This is a genomic window from Paraburkholderia phenoliruptrix, assembly GCF_902859825.1.
In the GTDB taxonomy this organism is placed as follows: domain Bacteria; phylum Pseudomonadota; class Gammaproteobacteria; order Burkholderiales; family Burkholderiaceae; genus Paraburkholderia; species Paraburkholderia phenoliruptrix.
On sequence record NZ_CADIKB010000004.1, the window covers coordinates 19,196 to 36,253 of the forward strand.

Genomic DNA, 17,058 nt, shown 5'->3' on the forward strand with positions numbered 1-17,058 from the left:
GCGCGTCGTGTTCAATCGAGTCATTCGGGACATAACTCGAATAATCTGACTCGACGGAGAACAACATGAAACGCTTGATCCTGACCCTGATCGCCGGCACCGTGCTTGCAAGCCTGCTCGGCGGCTGCATTGTTGCGCCGGCGCCGGGCTACTACTACGGCGGTGGCGGCTATTACCACCACGGCTACTATTACCGCTGAGATCGGTCAGGCCGCTCAGTCGTCCGCTCAGTCGTCCGCTCAGTCGTCCCGAGCAGACGGCCTGTCGCGAGGCGCGCTGCAAAAAAAGGGTCGAGGCTTCACGCAAGCAGCATTTCGAACGCGACGACTGCGGTAATGGCCGCCGCGTTCGCCGCCAGCGCCTCGACCACAATGCCTTTCCAACTGGCGGGTCGAAAACGCAGCGCGAGCAGCAGCGAACACAGAAGCGCGAGCGCAATGATCATCACGATGTCTGCATTGTGAAGATGAAGATTCATCCGGGCCTCCCTGCTTGCCATAGGGTTATTTCGATTCGAGTATAGGCAAGTCAAAAAGCCGCGCAAGACAGGGGATTCACCGGTGAAACCGGCGCCAGGCGGCGGCTTCGGCGATACGCTGCCGAAGCTCGCCACCTCGCGAACGCTCGCCTCACATCATGCGCGAGTCGCGGGTTTCGCGCATGCACAGCACGCCGATCATGCTGACCGCCGCCGCAATCGACACATACGCGCCCACCCACGGCAAGCCGCCGCGCGCGGCCAGCATCTGCGCAATATACGGCGCGACCGACGCGCCCAGAATCCCACCGAGGTTATACGACACGCCCGCGCCGGTATAACGCACGTGGGTAGGGAAAAGCTCCGGCAGCAGCGCGCCCATCGGCGCGAAGGTCACGCCCATCAGGAACAGTTCGATCACGAGGAACAGCAGCACGAGCGGCGTCTGGCCGCTGCCGAGGAGCGGCGCCATCGTGAAGCCGGACAGCACAGCCGCGACAATGCCGGCGATCAGCACCGGCTTGCGGCCATAGCGGTCGCTTGCCCATGCCGAGAGCGGCGTGGCGAGCGCCATGAACACCACCGCGATGCACAGGAGCCCGAGGAACGTCTGCCGCGGAATGTGCAGCACCGACACGCCATACGACAGCGAGAAGGTCGTCGCGTTGTAGAAGAGCGTGTAGCAGACCACCATCGCCAGTGCGCCGAGCAGCGTGGGCAGCCCATGCCGCGACAGCAATGTCGCGATCGGCACCTTGACGCGCTCCTGCCGCTCGATGGCGGCCTGGAAAGCCGGCGTCTCGGCGATCTTCAGGCGCACATAGAGCCCGAGCGCCACCAGCACCGCGCTGGCGAGAAACGGCACGCGCCAGCCCCAGCTGCGGAACTGCTCGTCGGTGAGCGACATGGCGAGCGCGAAGAACAGGCCGTTCGACGCCAGAAAGCCGACGGACGGCCCCAGTTGCGGGAACATGCCGAACCAGCCGCGCTTGCCGGCCGGCGCGTTTTCGGTGGCGAGCAACGCCGCGCCGCCCCATTCGCCGCCGAGTCCGATGCCTTGGCCGAAGCGCAAGATGCACAGCAGGATCGGCGCAAGGCTGCCGATCGAGTCATAGCCCGGCACGAAGCCGATCAGCGTGGTCGAAAGGCCCATGACGAGCAGCGAAGCGACGAGCGTCGATTTACGGCCGATGCGGTCGCCGAAATGGCCGAACAGAAACGAGCCGATGGGCCGCGCGACGAACGCAATGCCGAACGTGACGAACGCCGACAAAGCCTGAGCGGTCGCCGAGCCGTGCGGAAAAAACACCGGGCCGATGACGAGCGCCGCGGCGGTCGCATAGACATAGAAATCGTAGAACTCGATCGCGGTGCCGATGAAGCTCGCGAAGATGATCCGCGCGCTGTTGGTCTGCCCGGCCGCATTGGGCTTGGCCGCTGAAATCGGCGATGTGGACATGCAAGGTCTCCATGTGTCGTGATGCCGCTTGGCCGCTCGCGTCGCGGCGCGCCGCAGCCTGATTGCCCGCGGCGCGGTCAACCGGTCAATGGCGGCGGCGCCCGGAAAGCGGCGCGCTGAGTCGGTATCTTTGTTGAGGTTTCGTGCGCGCTTGTGCCGGTCACGCGCCGGGTTTGCGTAGCGACAGAAGCCGCAACGCACAACATACAACGCATGGCACAAAGGCGCTTGCGCAGCGCGCACGGATGACGCGGCGCCGCGACGCTCGGCTGCGGGCGCGCCGGCGGATGAGCGGGCGGCCTGAGCCGTGCCGGAAGGCTCCGGCGAGGGAATCGGAAAATTATAGCGAGCGCGGTGCGGGCGCAGCAAGGCGCCTCGCCGATCGGCCAGGCCGCGTTCAGTCGATGGTCAGTGCCTGCGGCGCGGCGAGCTCGCGCAACTGGAACTTGCCGTCGTCGTTGAAAAGCCAGTCTTCGAACAGCTCGAGCTGGCCGCGGCCGTTCAACAGTTTGCCCGGCGGCAACGGCAGCGGCGAGGCGCGCCGCAAGCTGGCGAGCGCGGTGCCCTCGGCATCGTCGTCGCCATTCGTGCGATAGACCGACGATTGCACCACGCGCCCGTCGCGATCGACGGTAAACGACACCACCACGAGCGAGCGCAGCATGGCCTGCGGGGTGCCGCGCAGCACATACGACGGATTGCGTTCGATGATGCGCCGCGCGACGGCCTCGCGATACTGATCCAGCGTCGCGCTGTTGACCGCGGCAGGCGGCGTGGCGACGACCGGGCGGGTCGGCGGCGTGAGGGTGAAATTGCAGCCGGCGATGGCAAGCAAGGCGACGAGAGCGGTGCCGCGCAAGGGCAGCAACCATGCGGGGCCGCGGCATGCGCCGCATTCAGTCAGAAGGTGAAGGACGCGCGTGCGGGTGAGCATGATGAACCACGAAAAAGGCAGAACGTGTCTTGATGGTAGTCAAAAACCGCGCGGTTTCAATCCGCGTTCATCCCTGTGCGAGCAGGCACGCATGCAAGAAAAAAGGCGAACTCGCCAATGAGTTCGCCTTCGCAATTTGCCGTGCATGAGCGCGCACTATCACGGCGCGCCCTTGCTTCAGTTCAATGCTTGCCGCGCTGCCTTGACCGCCGCGAGCACCTGCTCGGGCGCCGTGCCGCCGGGATGATTGCGGCTCGCAACCGAGCCTTCCAGCGTCAGATACGAGAACACGTCTTCGCCGATCAGATGCGCGACGTTCGGCAACTCGGCGCGCATTTCGTCGAGCGTGAGATCCGCAAGATCGCAGCCGCGGTCCGCGCAGATGCGCACGGCGAGCGCGACGGCTTCGTGCGCGTCGCGAAACGGCAGCCCGCGCTTGACCAGATAGTCGGCGAGATCGGTTGCCGTCGAGAAGCCTTGCAACGCGGCGTCGCGCATGGCTTGCGGCTTCACCGAAATGCCCGCGACCATTTCCGCAAAGATGCGCAGCGTGTCGGCCACGGTGTCGACGGTGTCGAAGAGCGGTTCCTTGTCTTCCTGATTGTCCTTGTTGTAGGCGAGCGGCTGGCCTTTCATCAGCGTGAGGAGCGCCATCAGATGGCCGTTCACGCGGCCGGTCTTGCCGCGCGCGAGCTCGGGCACGTCCGGGTTCTTCTTCTGCGGCATGATCGACGAGCCGGTGCAGAAGCGGTCGGCCAGATCGATGAAGCCGACGCGCGGGCTCATCCACAGCACGAGTTCTTCCGAGAAACGCGAGATGTGCGTCATGATCAGCGCCGACGCAGCCGTGAATTCGATTGCGAAGTCGCGGTCGGACACGGCGTCGAGCGAGTTCGCGCAGATGCCGTCGAAGCCGAGCGTCTTTGCCACCGCATGACGGTCGATCGGATAGCTCGTGCCGGCGAGCGCCGCCGCGCCGAGCGGCAGGCGGTTCACGCGCTTGCGGCAATCGAGCATGCGTTCGGCGTCGCGCGTAAACATTTCGACGTAGGCGAGCAGGTGATGGCCGAACGTGACCGGCTGCGCGACCTGCAAATGCGTGAAGCCGGGCATGATGGTCGACGCGTTCTTCTCCGCCATGTCGAGCAGGGCGCTGCGCAGTTCCTTCAGCAACTCGCCGATCCGGTCGATTTCGCCGCGCAGCCACAGGCGGATGTCGGTCGCCACCTGGTCGTTGCGCGAGCGGCCCGTGTGCAGGCGCTTGCCCGCGTCGCCGATCAACGCGGTCAGGCGCGCCTCGATGTTCAGGTGCACGTCCTCCAGATCGAGTTGCCACTCGAACTCGCCGCGCTCGATTTCACCCTTGATCTGCGCCATGCCGCGCTGGATCGCGGCGAGGTCGTCGGCGGCGATGATCTTTTGCGCGGCCAGCATCGAGGCGTGCGCAAGCGACCCGTCGATGTCGACGAGCGCCAGACGCTTGTCGAAGAAAACCGACGACGTGTAGCGTTTGACGAGCTCCGACATCGGCTCCGAGAAGCGAGCCGACCAGGCTTCGCCTTTTTTGTGCAGTTGGGACGTCATGGTGTTGAGCAGTTAAGCAGCGGTTAAAGGGCAGTGGAGCGGGCGATGCAGAGGCTGACGGCGCGGATGCACGTGGCACGACCGTGCGCCCCGCCGGAGCGAAGAAAGAAAACGATTTTAACACTGGCGCGCTGCCCGCCCGATGACCGAAGGGCGCGCTGTGCGCGAGCAGAAGACGCCGCGACGCCGCGGCACGCGCTTACTCGCGCACCAGCACGACCAGCTTCAGATCTTCGCGATGCGCGGGCTTGAACGTGATCTGATCGTAGACGAGCTTGCCTTCGCGCGGATGGTTGAACTCGCGCCGTCCGCCTTCGCGCCCGCCCACGTCCTGCGATGCCCAGAAGCGCGCAAACGCGTCGCTCGCGGCGCTGAGCGAATCGATCAGCGCACGCGTGGGCGCGTCGTTCAGATGGCGGATCGAATCCGCGCGAAACTCGGCGGCGAGCCGCCGCGCGCGCGTTTCCCAGTCGACGATCAGTTCGCGCGCCGCCGGTTCGGTAAACGTATAGCGCAGCAGGTTGCGGTCGTGCGCGCCGTCCAGCCAGCCGACGAACAGCGCGGCCGCGCGCTCGTTCCAGGCGAGCGCATTCCATTGACGGTCGAGCACATAGGCCGGCGCGTCCACGAGCTGCACGGTCTGGAGCAGCGTGGCGGGCGCGTCGGCGGCGGCCGGGTCGGGCTCGGCCGGATCGCGCTGTGCCGCCAGTTCGAACAGATACGCGCGTTCGGCGCGCGACAGTTGCAGCGCGACGGCGATGCGCGCGAGCGCGTCGGCGGAAGCGGAGACCGGCCGCCCCTGCTCGATCCACGTGTACCAGGTCGGGCTCACGCCGCACAGTTGCGCCACTTCCTCGCGCCGCAAGCCCGGTGTTCGGCGGCGCGGGCCGGGCGGCAGCCCGACCGCTTGCGGCGACAGGCGCTCGCGATGCGCGCGGATGAAGTCGCCGAGCGCGCGGGCCGGCGTGGCGTCGAGCGGCGGCGGGTGGTCGGCGGAAACGGACGGGCTCGTTCGCGTGGTCATTCGATTCTTGCGGCGCGTGAGGAGGGTGGTATAGATACCAGAATAATTGCTTAACTTGTACTGGTACCGAGCGGGCTCTATTGTAGCGGCGTAGCGGCATGAACGGCAGGCCGCGCTGCCACGCGCTACACGCGGACTCACACGACAATTCGTCCCACGCAGACAAACGGAGCTATCCATGAAGCATCACGATCAGGTCGCCGACGCCTTTGGCTCGACCGCCGCCGCCTATTTGACGAGTCCGACGCATGCAACCGGCGCCGACCTGCGCACGCTGGCCGAGGCAATCGCCGGCACGCCCGGTGCGAGCGTGCTGGACATGGGCTGCGGCGCGGGCCACGCGAGCTTCGCGGTCGCGCCGCACGCGAAAGAGGTGATCGCGTACGACATCGCCGCGCCGATGCTCGCCACCGTCGAAGGCGCGGCGAAGGAGCGCGGCCTCGCCAACATCCGCACGCAGCAGGGCGCGGCCGAAAAACTGCCGTTCGACGATCACACGTTCGACTGGGTGATCAGCCGGATGAGCGCGCACCACTGGCATGACGTGGCGCCCGCGCTTGCCGAAGTGCGGCGCGTGCTGAAACCGGGCGGCAAGGTGTTGTTCATCGACATTGCCGGCATCGACCATCCGCTGCTCGACACGCATATTCAGGCGATCGAATTGCTGCGCGACGGCTCGCACATTCGGGATTACCGTGAGGACGAATGGATAGCCATGTTCGAGGCCGCGGGTTTCGAGGCGTCGATTCGCGAGCGCTGGCGCATCGACATCGAGTTCAGCTCGTGGGTGGCGCGCATGCGCACGCCCGAGCCGCGCGTCGTCGCGATTCAGTCGCTGTGGCGCGGTTCGCCGGACGAGGTAAGGCAGTATTTCGACGTGAAGGAAGACGGGTCGTTCAAGCTGGATGCGGTGATGATTGAGGCGGGTTGAATGGTGCCTTGATCGCATTCAATGCCACGCCGCAAAAACAAAAGCCGGCCGCAGTCATCCGACCACGCCCGGCTTTACCCAAACACCCATCAACGAGCGGCGCACCCAGAAAGCGCCGCCCCACCAACCACTAACCCGTATTCCGCAACCCCGCCGCGATCCCGTTGATGGTCAAATGAATCCCGCGCCGCACGCGCGCGTTGGTGTCGCCCGCGCGGTGACGCTTGAGCAGTTCGACCTGCAGGTGATTGAGCGGATCGAGATACGGAAAGCGGTTCTTGATCGACCGCGCGAGCAGCGGATTCTCCGCGAGCCGCTCGCGTTTGCCGGTGATCTCCGACAACACCTTCGACGTGCGCTCCCATTCCGCGACGATCCGCTCGAACACGTGCTTGCGCAGCTTCTTGTCGGACACGAGCGCCGCGTAGCGCGAGGCCACCGCGAGGTCGGTCTTCGCGAGCACCATGTCCATGTTCGAGAGCAGCGTCGAGAAGAACGGCCAGCTCTTGTGCATTTTCTTCAGCAGCGAAAGACGGCGCCCGCGCTCGGCGTCACTCGGCGCGCTGTCGAGATAGGCGGCGACCGCGCTGCCGAAACCATACCAGCCGGTCAGCAGCAGCCGGCATTGGCCCCATGAAAAGCCCCACGGAATCGCGCGCAGGTCTTCAATCTTGCGATGCTTCGGGTCCTGCAACTTACGCGAGGCCGGCCGGCTGCCGATGTTCAGCTCGGCGATCTCGGAGATCGGCGTCGACTCGAAGAAATACTCCTTGAAGCCGTGCGTCTCATACACCAGCGCGCGATACGAGGCCATGGCCGCGTCGGACAACTGCTGCATGGTTTCCTCGAAGGCGGGCAGATCGGCGGGCGCATTGCCGTGCGGCAGTAGCGACGCTTCGAGCGTGGCCGCGACCACCGTCTCCAGATTGCGCCGGCCGATTTCCGGATTGCCGAACTTGCTCGCAATCACTTCGCCTTGCTCGGTCAAGCGGATCTGACCGTCGACGGTGCCCGGCGGCTGCGACAGAATCGCCTGATAGGTCGGGCCGCCGCCACGGCCGACGGTGCCGCCGCGCCCATGAAAGAGCCGCAGCGTGATGCCGCGCTCGTTGAAGAGCGACACCAGCGCGAGTTCCGCGCGGTACAGCTCCCAGTTCGACGTGAGAAAGCCGCCGTCCTTGTTGCTGTCCGAATAGCCGAGCATCACTTCCTGCTCGTTGCCCTGGTGCTCGATGATCGAATCGGCGCCCGGCAGCGCGAGCAGATCGCGCATGATGTGCGGCGCGTTGCGCAAGTCGGGAATGGTTTCGAAAAGCGGAATCACCATCAGCGCGGCTTTGGCCGGGTTGTCCGCGTTGCCGAGTCGGCCTTGCAGCAAGCCGGTTTCTTTTTGCAGCAGCATCACTTCAACGAGATCGCTGACCGTCTCCGTGTGCGAAATGATGTAGTTGCGCACCGCGCGCGCGCCGAACTTTTCGCGCGTCACACGCGCTTGCTCCAGCACGCCGAGTTCGCTTTTCACGAGATCCGAATACTCGGCGTACGGCAGGCGCAGCGGACGCGGCTGCGCGAGTTCGGCGAGCAGCACCTCGAGCTTCGCGCTTTCGTCGAGCGCCGCGTAGTCGTCGTGGACGCCCGCGCGCTTGAGCAGCTCCGCGATCACCGCTTCGTGAATGTCCGAGCTCTGGCGCAAGTCGATGCTCGCGAGATGGAAGCCGAACACCTCGGCCGCGCGGGCGAGCGGCGCGAGACGCGGTGCGGCGAGCGGCGCACCGTGATGCGCGGCGAGCGAATCCATCAGCACATGCAGGTCGCGCACGAACTCGGAGGCGTCGTCGTAAGGCGTGGCGCGGATCGGCGCGGCGCCGCGGCCGGCGCTGCGCAGCGGCACGGCGCCTTCGCCGAGACGCACGCGCGCGCTTGCCGCGAGCCGCGTGTACATGCCGATCAGCGCGCGCCGATACGGCTCGTCCGTGCGATGCGGCGAGCGGTCCGGCGAAATTTCGGCGAGCGCCTTCAGCTCGTCGCTCGCGCCGGCCAGCAGATTCGACACGGACAGTTCCGCGCCGAGCTTGTGCACCTGCTCCAGATAATGTTCGAAGATCACCTCGGCCTGGCGCGCGATAGCGTGCTCGAGCGTTTCGGCGGTGACGTTCGGATTGCCGTCGCGGTCGCCGCCGATCCAACTGCCCATCTGGAAGAAGGGCGGCAGACGCGCTTCGAGGCCGTGCTCCTTGAGCGCTTCTTCGATATCGGCGTAGAGCGCGGGAATTTCCTCGAGGAACGTCGCGCGGTAATAGGACAGCGCGTTCTCGATCTCATCGGCGACGGTGAGCCGCGAGTCGCGCAGCATCCGCGTTTGCCACAGCGACGTGACGCGCGCGCGCAGCATCCTCTCGTTCTGCGCGCGCTCGCGGTCGGTCAACTGCTGGTCGCGTTCGGCGAGCAGGCGTGCAACGTCGTGCTCGGCGTCGAGAATGCTCTTGCGCTGCACTTCCGTCGGGTGCGCGGTGAGCACGGGCACGATCAGCGCGTCGTTGAAAAACTGCTGCAAAACGGGCGTGGCCGCGGCGCCGGCTTCGACAAGCCGCTCCAATGCATACGCGATGCTGCCCGGCTGCGCGGCCGAGCCGGCGAGCGCATGAATGCGGTGACGGCGGTTGCGGTGACGGTCTTCGGCAATATTCGCGAGATGCGAAAAATAGCTGAACGCGCGCACCACGCTCACCGTTTGCTCGGGGCTCAGCGAGCGCAGCTTCTTGTCGAGCGTCTGCGCGGCGGCGTTGTCGTCCTCACGGCGAAAACGCACGGCTGTCTGCCGGATCGTTTCGACGACGTCGAACACCGCGTCGCCTTCCTGCTCGCGCAGCACGTCGCCGAGCAGCCGTCCCAGGTAGCGGATGTCCTGGAAGAGCGGATGATCCTTGTCGTCGCGCGTGCGGCCGTTGGTTTTTGGCGCGGCCATGACGGTGTCTTCGGATACGGCTTGCAGCACCGGCGCTTTGCCGGCGGCTTTGGCTTTGCCCTTCTTCGCGGAAGGCGCGGCCTCGCCGGATTTGTCCGCCTTCGACGTCTTCACGGTTTTGTCCGCTTTGACGGGCGCGGAAGTTTTCTCGGCTTTGACGGCTTTTGCCGCGTTGGCGGCCTTCGCGCCGGATGTCGCGCGTTTGGCTTTGGGCGGCTGCGTGGTCTCGACAGTGGACGATGCGGCGGCCGGGGACGCGGCGGCGTCGTCAAGGGAAGCGTTGGGCGATGCAGTGTTGCGGCGGGCGGAGCGCGCCGATCCGGAAGACGTCACGATGGGTTTCCTCAGGGAAGCCAGGGTCTGTTAAGTGATGAACTGCGACTGCGGAACTCGAACTGCACTGGAACTGCAACGTGAACTGCATGAAGCGGTATGCACCGATGGCGATACGCCGGAGAGGATGGCCGCGCCCGCACGAAGTCGGCAAGTCTGCATACGGCACATGTTGCGCCGCATTGAATCATCGCGCATGCAGCGCCGCGATGCGCGAACGACCGTGCGTGAAGGCGTCGCGTCGAGACGGCCGCGAGGCAGCCGCACCACACCGCGGACCGCCGCGCATGGCGCGAGGCCCGTCTCCTCCATCGATACCGTCGGCACGGCGCCCTCTGAAACCCGACGCGAGCCTTGATCCGCAAGGGCGGCAGGCGGGCGCAGCGAGCGGAGAACGCAAAGGCGCGTGCTAACATTCCTTGTTATTCCATCCCGTCATTCAATCGACAAGCTAATGAACACCGAGACGTTTGCCGCGCCACCCCACACGCTTGTGATTGCTTCGCGAGAGAGCCGCCTGGCCATGTGGCAGGCGGAGCATGTGCGATGTGCGCTGCACAAATTATATCCATCTTGCGACGTAAAAATCCTCGGAATGACGACGCGCGGCGATCAGATTCTCGATCGCACGCTCTCGAAGGTGGGTGGCAAGGGGCTGTTCGTCAAGGAACTGGAAGCTGCGCTCGCCGACGGCCGCGCGGATCTCGCCGTGCATTCGCTGAAAGACGTGCCGATGGAATTGCCCGCGGGCTTTGCGCTCGCCACGATCATGGAGCGCGAAGATCCGCGCGACGCGCTGGTGTCGAACGATTACGACTCGCTGGCCGCACTGCCGGCGGGCGCCGTGGTGGGCACGTCCAGCCTGCGCCGCGAAGCGATGCTGCGCATGCGCTATCCGCATCTCGAAGTGCGGCCGCTGCGCGGCAATCTGGACACGCGCTTGGCCAAGCTCGATCGCGGCGATTACGCGGCGATCATTCTCGCCGCGGCCGGTTTGAAGCGCCTGGGTCTCGCCGAGCGCATCCGCGCGCTGCTCGATCCGGAAGACAGCTTGCCCGCCGCGGGGCAGGGCGCGCTCGGCATCGAAATTCGCGCCGACCGCGCGGACCTGGCGGCGTGGCTCGCGCCGCTGCATCACGAGCATACGGCGGCCGCCGTCGAGGCTGAGCGCATGGTGTCGCGCGCGCTCGGCGGCAGTTGCGAAGTGCCGCTCGCCGCGTATGCCACGTGGCATGACGGCGCGCTGCATCTGCGCGGCGTCGTCGCTACGCTTGACGGCCAGCGCGTGCTGAGCGCGCACGCGTCGGCGCCCGCGCCGACCACGGAACGCGCCGTCGCCCTGGGTCGCGAAGTGGCGAGCGCGCTGGAACAGCAAGGCGCGATGGAGATTGTCCGCGCGCTTAGCACCGCGAGCGGTCCGGCAGCGTCGAGCCCCAACGCGGACGCAGGGGCCGGTCAAGGCACCGGCAAGGGCGCGGCGGACAGCACGGCGTCCGGCGACTGATGGCGGCCGATATTCCGCGCAACGCGTCGTCATCAACCGCCGGTAAGGCGGCGTTCACGGTCGTCATTACGCGACCGGCCGGTCAGTCGAGCGAACTGATTGCGCGGCTGGCCGCGGCCGGCGTCGCCGCGCTGGACTTTCCGCTGATCGACATCGCCCCCGTTGCCGACGACGCGCCGCTGCGCGCCGCGCTCGGTTCGCTGGAACGTTACGCGCTCGTCGTGTTCGTCTCGCCGAATGCGATCGATCACGCGTTCGCTAAAAGCAGCGCGATCTGGCCGCATGCGTTGCCGGTCGGCGTGGTCGGGCCGGGCAGCGTGCGCGCGCTCGCGCGTCACGGCGTGAGTGCGCCCGCGCACCAGGTGATCAGCCCGGCGGCGGGCGTGGATGACGACAACGGCCGCTTCGATTCCGAAGGCCTTTTCGCCGCCATCGACGCAGCGCTCGGCGAAGCGAATCTGGAAGGTAAGCGCGTGCTCATCGTGCGCGGCGACGGCGGCCGCGAGTGGCTCGCGGATCGTCTGCGCGAAGCGGGTGCCGAAGTGGAGACGGTCGCGGCATACCGGCGCCTCGTGCCGGAGCCGTCCATCGCCGCTTGGGCGCGCGTGCATCAGCTGCTCGCGGGCGAACCGCACGCGTGGCTCCTGACCAGTTCCGAGGGCGTGCGCAATCTGCACGAACTCGCGCAAGAACACCTCACCGCCGACGAAATCGCGCAGTTAAAGCGCGCCACGCTCGTCGCGCCGCATCCCCGTATCGCGCAGACCGCGCGGGCATTGGGTTTTGATAGGATTACGGTGTCCGGCACGGGCGACGAGCGCATCGCCCAAGCCTTGCTCTCCGCGCTGCCGACCGAAGTTCAACCGGTACCGTCCAATCCGGCTTATTCACCGGCTCAATCACGCATGACTGAAACGAACGCATCCACGAACGCTGCACCCCAGCCGGCCGCGACTGCAAGCTTGCCGCCGAACCCACCCTTCACGCCCTACGAAGCGCAAAAGCGCCGCAGCGCGAGCGGACCGCTGCTGTGGTTTGTCGTCGTGGTTCTGGCTTGCGCCGCGGGCGTGGGCGGCTATGCGCTCAATCGCAAGCTCGAGCGCACCGAGCAGCAGATCGCGCAACGCCAGCAGGCGAACGACACGCAGACCAACGAACTGCGCATCAAGACCGAGCAGGCGCTTGCCACGGTGCGTCAGTCCGACTCGCAGGTCGCGCAACTGGAAGGCAAGCTCGCCGATGCGCAGGCCGCGCAGCAGGCGCTGCAACAACAGTACGCGGATCTCGCGCGCAATCGCGACGACTGGACGCTCGCCGAAGTCGGCCAGATGCTGTCCGCCGCGAGCCAGCAATTGCAGCTGACCGGCAACACGCAACTCGCGCTCTTCGCGCTGCAAAGCGCCGACACGCGGCTCGCGGCGTCGGACAGCGCGCAGGCGGTGGCGGTGCGCAAGGCGATTGCGCAGGACATCGACAAGCTGAAGGCTGCGCCTTCCACCGATCTCACGGGTCTTGCCATCAAGCTCGACAACGCGGTGGATCAGATCGACAGCCTGCCGCTCTCGGGCGAGGCGCAGATCGCGCGCGCCACGCCGCACGCGACGACATGGGCCGACACGGCGAAGGTCTCGGCGGCCACCGGCGAGCCGCGCTGGAAAGTGTGGTGGCGCGAAGTGACGAGCGGCATCGGTCAGCAGTTGACGAGCCTCGTGCAGGTGCGCCGCATCGACAACGCGGACGCGATGATGGTCGCGCCCGACCAGGGCTATTTCGTGCGTGAGAATGTGAAGCTGCGTTTGCTGTCGGCGCGGCTCGCGCTGTTGTCGCGCAACGAGACCACGCTCAAGTCCGACCTGCAGGCGGCGCAGAATGCGTTGACGCGTTATTTCGATGCATCGTCGAAGAAAACGCAGAATGTGGTCGATCTGGTCAAGCAGGTCGAGGCCGGCTCCGCCGCCGTCGAATTGCCTAATCTGAATACGAGCCTGCAAGCCGTTAATCAATACCGGAGCCGAGGTTAATCATGGCGATCCGGGGACTTCTATGGCTCGCGTTGCTGTTCGCCGTCGCGGTCGTGCTCGCGGTGGTCGGGCGCTTCGACATGGGGCAGGTGCTGCTCGTGTATCCGCCGTACCGCGTGGACATGTCGCTGAATCTGTTCGTGGTCGGGCTCGTCGTGCTGTTCATTCTGCTGTATGCGCTTTTGCGCATCGTGCGGAGTATCTGGCACATGCCGCAGCGGGTGGCCGCGTATCGTGCGCGCGCGCGGGTCGCGAAGGCACGCGCGGCGCTGCGTGACGCGATCGGCAATCTGTACGCCGGGCGTTTTTCGCGCGCCGAAAAGGCCGCGAAAGACGCGCTCGCGAATGGCGACAACAAGGGCGCGGCCGGTTTGATTGCGGCGACGGCGGCGCATCGCATGCATGAATATGCGCGGCGCGACGAATGGCTCGCGCAGATCGACGGCGCCGACTGGCAGGACGCGCGTCTCATGGCCACCGCCGACATGCGCGCCGACGGCCGCGACGCCGACGGCGCGCTGGCCGCGCTGAAGGAAATGCAATCGCAGGGCGGGCGGCGCATTCACGCGCAGCAGATCACGTTGCGCGCGCAACAGCAATTGAAGAACTGGGCCGAAGTGCTGAAGCTCGTCAAGACGCTGGAAAAGCGCGAGGCGATTCACCCGGCTGTGGCTGTGCGTCTGCGGCAACTGGCAGCGGAGAACTTGCTGCGCGATCGTCGGCATAACGCGGATGCGCTGCTGGAGCTGTGGAATTCGCTGACGCCGACGGAGCGCCATTCGCCGCGCCTCGCCGATCTCGCCGCCGAGCTGCTGGTCGCGCTGAATCGGCCGCAGGAAGCGCGCAAGATTGTCGAGGACGCGCTCGCGCAAAACTGGGATGCGCGCTTGCTGCGTCGTTATCCGGACACTGCGGGCGGCGACGCATTGCCGCTGATCCAGAAGGCCGAGGCGTGGCAGAAGGATCGTCCCGAAGATGCGGACTTGCTGTTTGCGTTGGGGCGGTTGTGCCTGCATCAGCAGTTGTGGGGCAAGGCGCAATCGTTCCTGGAGCGCGCGTTGAAGCTCGCCGATAACGAGACGCTGAAGATCCGCTCGCATCGCGCGTTGGCTCGCTTGCACGAGCAACTCGGGGATGCCGAGAAGGCGAGCCTGCATTATCGCGAGAGTGCGTTGGCGATGAATATCGTTTGAGGTGGTTTTGCCTGTTTTGATGGATGGCCGCAGCGTGTGCTGCGGCCATTTTTTTTGGTGCTGCCGCGTTAGTGGGGCGCGGTGTGCGGCGGTTGGGCGAGGTGCGCGGGCTTGGTGAGTGCTTCTTTGCAGGCCGCAGTGGTGCTTTCTTTGTTCTCTGCGGCTTGGGCTTTCTGCGATGTCTCGGCGAGCAGCCTGGTCGCGTGGTGCGCGGTGAGGCGGCTGTGCGGGACGCCTTTGGCGTCGAGCGCGATGACCTGGAATAGCTCGCGGTCGCATTCCAGTTCCTGTTGGTATTGCTCTGCTGTGTCCAGCAGGAGTTCAAGAAGCGTTCGACGGCGACGCCGTTCGTCGCGTGAAATGGCAGGATTGCTAAGTATTGAGGACGCGAGTGTAATCAAGGTGTCCAGTTGAGCTACCTGCCGGTCGCAGAGATCGAATGCGGAGAGGGCGAGTTTTTCGTACTGGAGGGCGTCGACGGGGGCGCGTTGCGCTTGTTGGCTTTTGATGGGCTTGGTCATGTGCGATCTCCCTGTGATGCTTTTTGGATCGCCCGGACAACCGCTTTTTGGGGAAGGGGTGAGCGGGCACGTGGCGGGGTTAGCAGACCGGCGTTCCAACAATCCGGCGAGCCTCGCGGCTCCCCCACCACAGCCCGCCCATAGAAATATAGACGTGCAGCAGCGGACGCACGACCCGCCTGGGCGGGTGTGCGGTTGGAACGTCAGGCTGCTAAACCTGGTCGCCGAGTGTTTCCCGGCGACTTGATAATTATAAAGGCGTGGCTGTCTCGGATTTGGTTTTTAGCGGTTGGATGGTTGCGGTTTGTGAAGGGTTGTCAACTCCTGGCGGCAAAGTGGACGCGGCGAGACAGAGCCGCTTGCCCATGCGAGGACTCAAGTTTTTACGCGCGATGCCGATATGACGACCAATTACTAACTAATTCGAGGGGTCCATGATTCGTATCGCATTTGCACTTCTGTTCGCCGCCCTGCTCGCAGGTTGCAATTCGACGCTGCACGTCGAGAAGCCGGACCCGACGTCCGGCCTTTACGCAACTCACACGGTCCTTAAGCCCGCGGACGTGCGCGTAGCCGAGAAGTTCGATCCGGCCTACAGCCAGATGGTTTATCTGAAGATCAACGCGGAAAATCCCAACCCGCGTTTCGTGGATTTCTTCATGGCGGCCTTCAAGGAAATGCACACCTTCAAGAAGATCGTGACGAAGGATGACTTGCAGGCGATTGTTATCGAGCGCAACTTGGGCAGCAAGGTTCCGAGCGTGTCGGATCTGGTCGGCCTCAATAACCTCAGTAAAGAGATCGGTCCTTTTCTGATCGTCGAGCCGAATGCCGTGTTCAAGGGCGGCTATAACTTCGAAGGGACTTTGAAGGCGACGGATGCGAGCACCGGAAAAACTGTTTTGCTGATCGATATGACGGCTTTCAACATGGCTGGACTGGATGATCCGCTGTTTCATCCGATGCTGAATGGGTTTATTAATTGGACGCACAATCAGCCGGTTGCGCCGGTGGCGCCGGCGACTGCGGATCAGAGTAAGTCGGCGAAGTTGTGAGCGGGTTGTAGAGCGTTTATAGCGTCTTGGTCACGTAGGAGTGCGCCAAGGCCGTTTTTGCAGAACACGGTGCTAGATATAACCGGTTGCAATGAGCACCGCGAATGCTGAGAAAAAATGCAGATACAGAATGAAAGCCGACTTAATACTCGAGCAGCAGTCTCAAAAAAATAAAACGAAAGTGGCGTATTCGCTCTATGGAGTGGCCCTACTGTGCTGCATTCTTTCTTTGCTCGCCATGGGCAAAAATTTTCAGGCCACAATTTTCAGCAGCGGCCTTGCCGCGCTCTGCGCGGTGTCCCTGACACTCGGATTCTTGATTCGGGTGCAGCCGATTTTGGCTCAAATTTGGGGAACTGCATTCGGCAAACTGCTGCTGGCATTTTGCAGTGCGTTTACTGCGGTCATCGCTAGCGTGCCGGCCAGGCACGTCGTGTCCGGAGCAATGAGTCTGCCGGCGAATGATTTCCCGACGACTCTGACGTTTTGGACAATTCTTTGCTATCCTGCAGTCGCAATCAGCTTCGCCACAGTCGTATTCCTCGCTGTCTATGTAATTCTCCTGATCATCGCCGCATTGATTGCCCTGTCCACGCAACCGCCCATCGACGGTTTTATTCGGGGGGCGCTAAATCTGCTGCCTTCTAAATATGATTCGCAGAAACGTCTCGTGAATAGTCGATGGAGGCTGACAATGGTTATGTTTGCAGATGCATTCGCTGCGGCAATATTGTCGGTGATCGCAGCGTATTCATTGACGGGATGGTATAGGGTAGTTGATCAACCTAACCTCGTTCGGCTCTTTGCTTATTGGGCAGACTACGAAACGCCTACGGCATATCCAGGCATTGAGAAGGACGCAGTTCGTCTGCTTGAAAACGGCGTCGTTTCATACGCCCGTCGCGGGAAATGGGACGTGGCCATACGGGTAGCCTGTCTCAAAGGACTATCTTGCCCGCTTTCATAAGCAACTGCGCCGACGGCTTGCTCTGACAATCCCAGTTAGTGTTGCGAAAGCGGTTTAGCTGGGCGAACCAGACGTTCCGGGGGCCTGAG

15 protein-coding genes are annotated in these 17,058 nt (G+C 64.5%); 8 read left to right on the plus strand and 7 right to left on the minus strand.

Features of this window, described 5'->3' with window-relative positions; translation table 11 throughout:
* Positions 1–65: 65 nt before the first annotated feature.
* On the plus strand, positions 66–200 hold the full coding sequence (locus tag HV711_RS33800; protein ID WP_013587519.1) for a hypothetical protein: 135 nt from the start codon (positions 66–68) through the stop codon (positions 198–200).
* 98 nt (positions 201–298) lie between these two features.
* Here HV711_RS33800 and HV711_RS06395 read toward each other — a convergent pair whose 3' ends face one another.
* From HV711_RS06395 to HV711_RS06415, 5 genes are all read right to left on the minus strand, one after another.
* Positions 299–478 (minus strand): hypothetical protein, encoded by a 180-nt coding sequence (locus HV711_RS06395; RefSeq protein ID WP_013587520.1) that lies wholly within the window; start codon positions 476–478, stop codon positions 299–301.
* Positions 479–629: 151 nt separating this feature from the next.
* Positions 630–1,937: an MFS transporter gene (locus tag HV711_RS06400; RefSeq protein ID WP_035484788.1), complete on the minus strand. Its 1,308-nt coding sequence runs from the start codon at positions 1,935–1,937 to the stop codon at positions 630–632.
* Positions 1,938–2,334: 397 nt separating this feature from the next.
* Positions 2,335–2,871 (minus strand): energy transducer TonB, encoded by a 537-nt coding sequence (locus tag HV711_RS06405; RefSeq protein WP_028360421.1) that lies wholly within the window; start codon positions 2,869–2,871, stop codon positions 2,335–2,337.
* A 177-nt stretch (positions 2,872–3,048) separates the two neighbouring features.
* A complete protein-coding gene (argH, locus tag HV711_RS06410) occupies positions 3,049–4,455 on the minus strand; it encodes an argininosuccinate lyase (RefSeq protein WP_035484769.1) in 1,407 nt (468 codons plus the stop codon).
* A gap of 199 nt (positions 4,456–4,654) precedes the next feature.
* Entirely contained in the window at positions 4,655–5,479 is an 825-nt protein-coding gene (locus tag HV711_RS06415; RefSeq protein ID WP_028360422.1) for a helix-turn-helix transcriptional regulator, read from the minus strand.
* A 178-nt stretch (positions 5,480–5,657) separates the two neighbouring features.
* On the opposite strand from HV711_RS06415, the gene HV711_RS06420 reads away from it, so the two are divergent.
* Entirely contained in the window at positions 5,658–6,410 is a 753-nt protein-coding gene (locus tag HV711_RS06420) for a class I SAM-dependent methyltransferase (protein WP_015002012.1), read from the plus strand.
* A gap of 130 nt (positions 6,411–6,540) precedes the next feature.
* On the opposite strand, the gene ppc is transcribed toward HV711_RS06420, so the two are convergent.
* Positions 6,541–9,489 (minus strand): phosphoenolpyruvate carboxylase, encoded by a 2,949-nt coding sequence (ppc, locus tag HV711_RS06425; RefSeq protein ID WP_244142669.1) that lies wholly within the window; start codon positions 9,487–9,489, stop codon positions 6,541–6,543.
* Between ppc and HV711_RS33420 the strand changes: the two genes are divergently transcribed.
* The 4 genes from HV711_RS33420 to HV711_RS06440 all read left to right on the plus strand — a co-directional run bounded on the left by HV711_RS33420 (position 9,467) and on the right by HV711_RS06440 (position 14,426).
* Positions 9,467–9,742, plus strand: coding sequence for a hypothetical protein (locus tag HV711_RS33420; protein ID WP_244142668.1), 276 nt, complete (start codon positions 9,467–9,469; stop codon positions 9,740–9,742). The two genes, ppc and HV711_RS33420, sit on opposite strands and share 23 nt — an antisense overlap.
* A gap of 420 nt (positions 9,743–10,162) precedes the next feature.
* Entirely contained in the window at positions 10,163–11,212 is a 1,050-nt protein-coding gene (gene hemC, locus HV711_RS06430) for a hydroxymethylbilane synthase (RefSeq protein WP_035480576.1), read from the plus strand.
* The gene (gene hemDX, locus HV711_RS06435; protein WP_035480574.1) at positions 11,212–13,233 is read left to right on the plus strand and encodes a fused uroporphyrinogen-III synthase HemD/membrane protein HemX; all 2,022 of its coding nucleotides are present in this window, start codon (positions 11,212–11,214) and stop codon (positions 13,231–13,233) included. Before hemC ends, hemDX begins: the two co-directional genes overlap by 1 nt.
* 2 nt (positions 13,234–13,235) lie before the next feature.
* Positions 13,236–14,426, plus strand: a complete 1,191-nt coding sequence (locus HV711_RS06440; protein WP_035480572.1) for a heme biosynthesis protein HemY — start codon at positions 13,236–13,238, stop codon at positions 14,424–14,426.
* A 68-nt stretch (positions 14,427–14,494) separates the two neighbouring features.
* Here the strand turns inward: HV711_RS06440 and HV711_RS06445 are convergent, their stop codons facing one another.
* Entirely contained in the window at positions 14,495–14,947 is a 453-nt protein-coding gene (locus HV711_RS06445) for a hypothetical protein (RefSeq protein ID WP_035480571.1), read from the minus strand.
* A 434-nt stretch (positions 14,948–15,381) separates the two neighbouring features.
* On the opposite strand from HV711_RS06445, the gene HV711_RS06450 reads away from it, so the two are divergent.
* Together HV711_RS06450 and HV711_RS06455 are read left to right on the plus strand one after the other, a co-directional pair.
* A complete protein-coding gene (locus HV711_RS06450) occupies positions 15,382–16,002 on the plus strand; it encodes a hypothetical protein (RefSeq protein ID WP_035480569.1) in 621 nt (206 codons plus the stop codon).
* A 130-nt stretch (positions 16,003–16,132) separates the two neighbouring features.
* Positions 16,133–16,969 (plus strand): hypothetical protein, encoded by an 837-nt coding sequence (locus HV711_RS06455; protein WP_035480567.1) that lies wholly within the window; start codon positions 16,133–16,135, stop codon positions 16,967–16,969.
* Positions 16,970–17,058: the final 89 nt, after the last annotated feature.

What these genes read in the sequence shown, in the direction of transcription:
- hemC (WP_035480576.1), top strand. Translation starts at nt 10,163, where the DNA reads ATGAACACCGAGACGTTTGCCGCGCCACCCCACACGCTTGTGATTGCT.
- HV711_RS06395 (WP_013587520.1), bottom strand. Translation starts at nt 478, where the DNA reads ATGAATCTTCATCTTCACAATGCAGACATCGTGATGATCATTGCGCTC.
- argH (WP_035484769.1), bottom strand. Translation starts at nt 4,455, where the DNA reads ATGACGTCCCAACTGCACAAAAAAGGCGAAGCCTGGTCGGCTCGCTTC.
- HV711_RS06420 (WP_015002012.1), top strand. Translation starts at nt 5,658, where the DNA reads ATGAAGCATCACGATCAGGTCGCCGACGCCTTTGGCTCGACCGCCGCC.
- HV711_RS06415 (WP_028360422.1), bottom strand. Translation starts at nt 5,479, where the DNA reads ATGACCACGCGAACGAGCCCGTCCGTTTCCGCCGACCACCCGCCGCCG.
- HV711_RS06455 (WP_035480567.1), top strand. Translation starts at nt 16,133, where the DNA reads ATGAAAGCCGACTTAATACTCGAGCAGCAGTCTCAAAAAAATAAAACG.
- HV711_RS33800 (WP_013587519.1), top strand. Translation starts at nt 66, where the DNA reads ATGAAACGCTTGATCCTGACCCTGATCGCCGGCACCGTGCTTGCAAGC.
- HV711_RS06450 (WP_035480569.1), top strand. Translation starts at nt 15,382, where the DNA reads ATGATTCGTATCGCATTTGCACTTCTGTTCGCCGCCCTGCTCGCAGGT.
- hemDX (WP_035480574.1), top strand. Translation starts at nt 11,212, where the DNA reads ATGGCGGCCGATATTCCGCGCAACGCGTCGTCATCAACCGCCGGTAAG.
- HV711_RS06445 (WP_035480571.1), bottom strand. Translation starts at nt 14,947, where the DNA reads ATGACCAAGCCCATCAAAAGCCAACAAGCGCAACGCGCCCCCGTCGAC.
- HV711_RS06400 (WP_035484788.1), bottom strand. Translation starts at nt 1,937, where the DNA reads ATGTCCACATCGCCGATTTCAGCGGCCAAGCCCAATGCGGCCGGGCAG.
- HV711_RS06405 (WP_028360421.1), bottom strand. Translation starts at nt 2,871, where the DNA reads ATGCTCACCCGCACGCGCGTCCTTCACCTTCTGACTGAATGCGGCGCA.
- HV711_RS06440 (WP_035480572.1), top strand. Translation starts at nt 13,236, where the DNA reads ATGGCGATCCGGGGACTTCTATGGCTCGCGTTGCTGTTCGCCGTCGCG.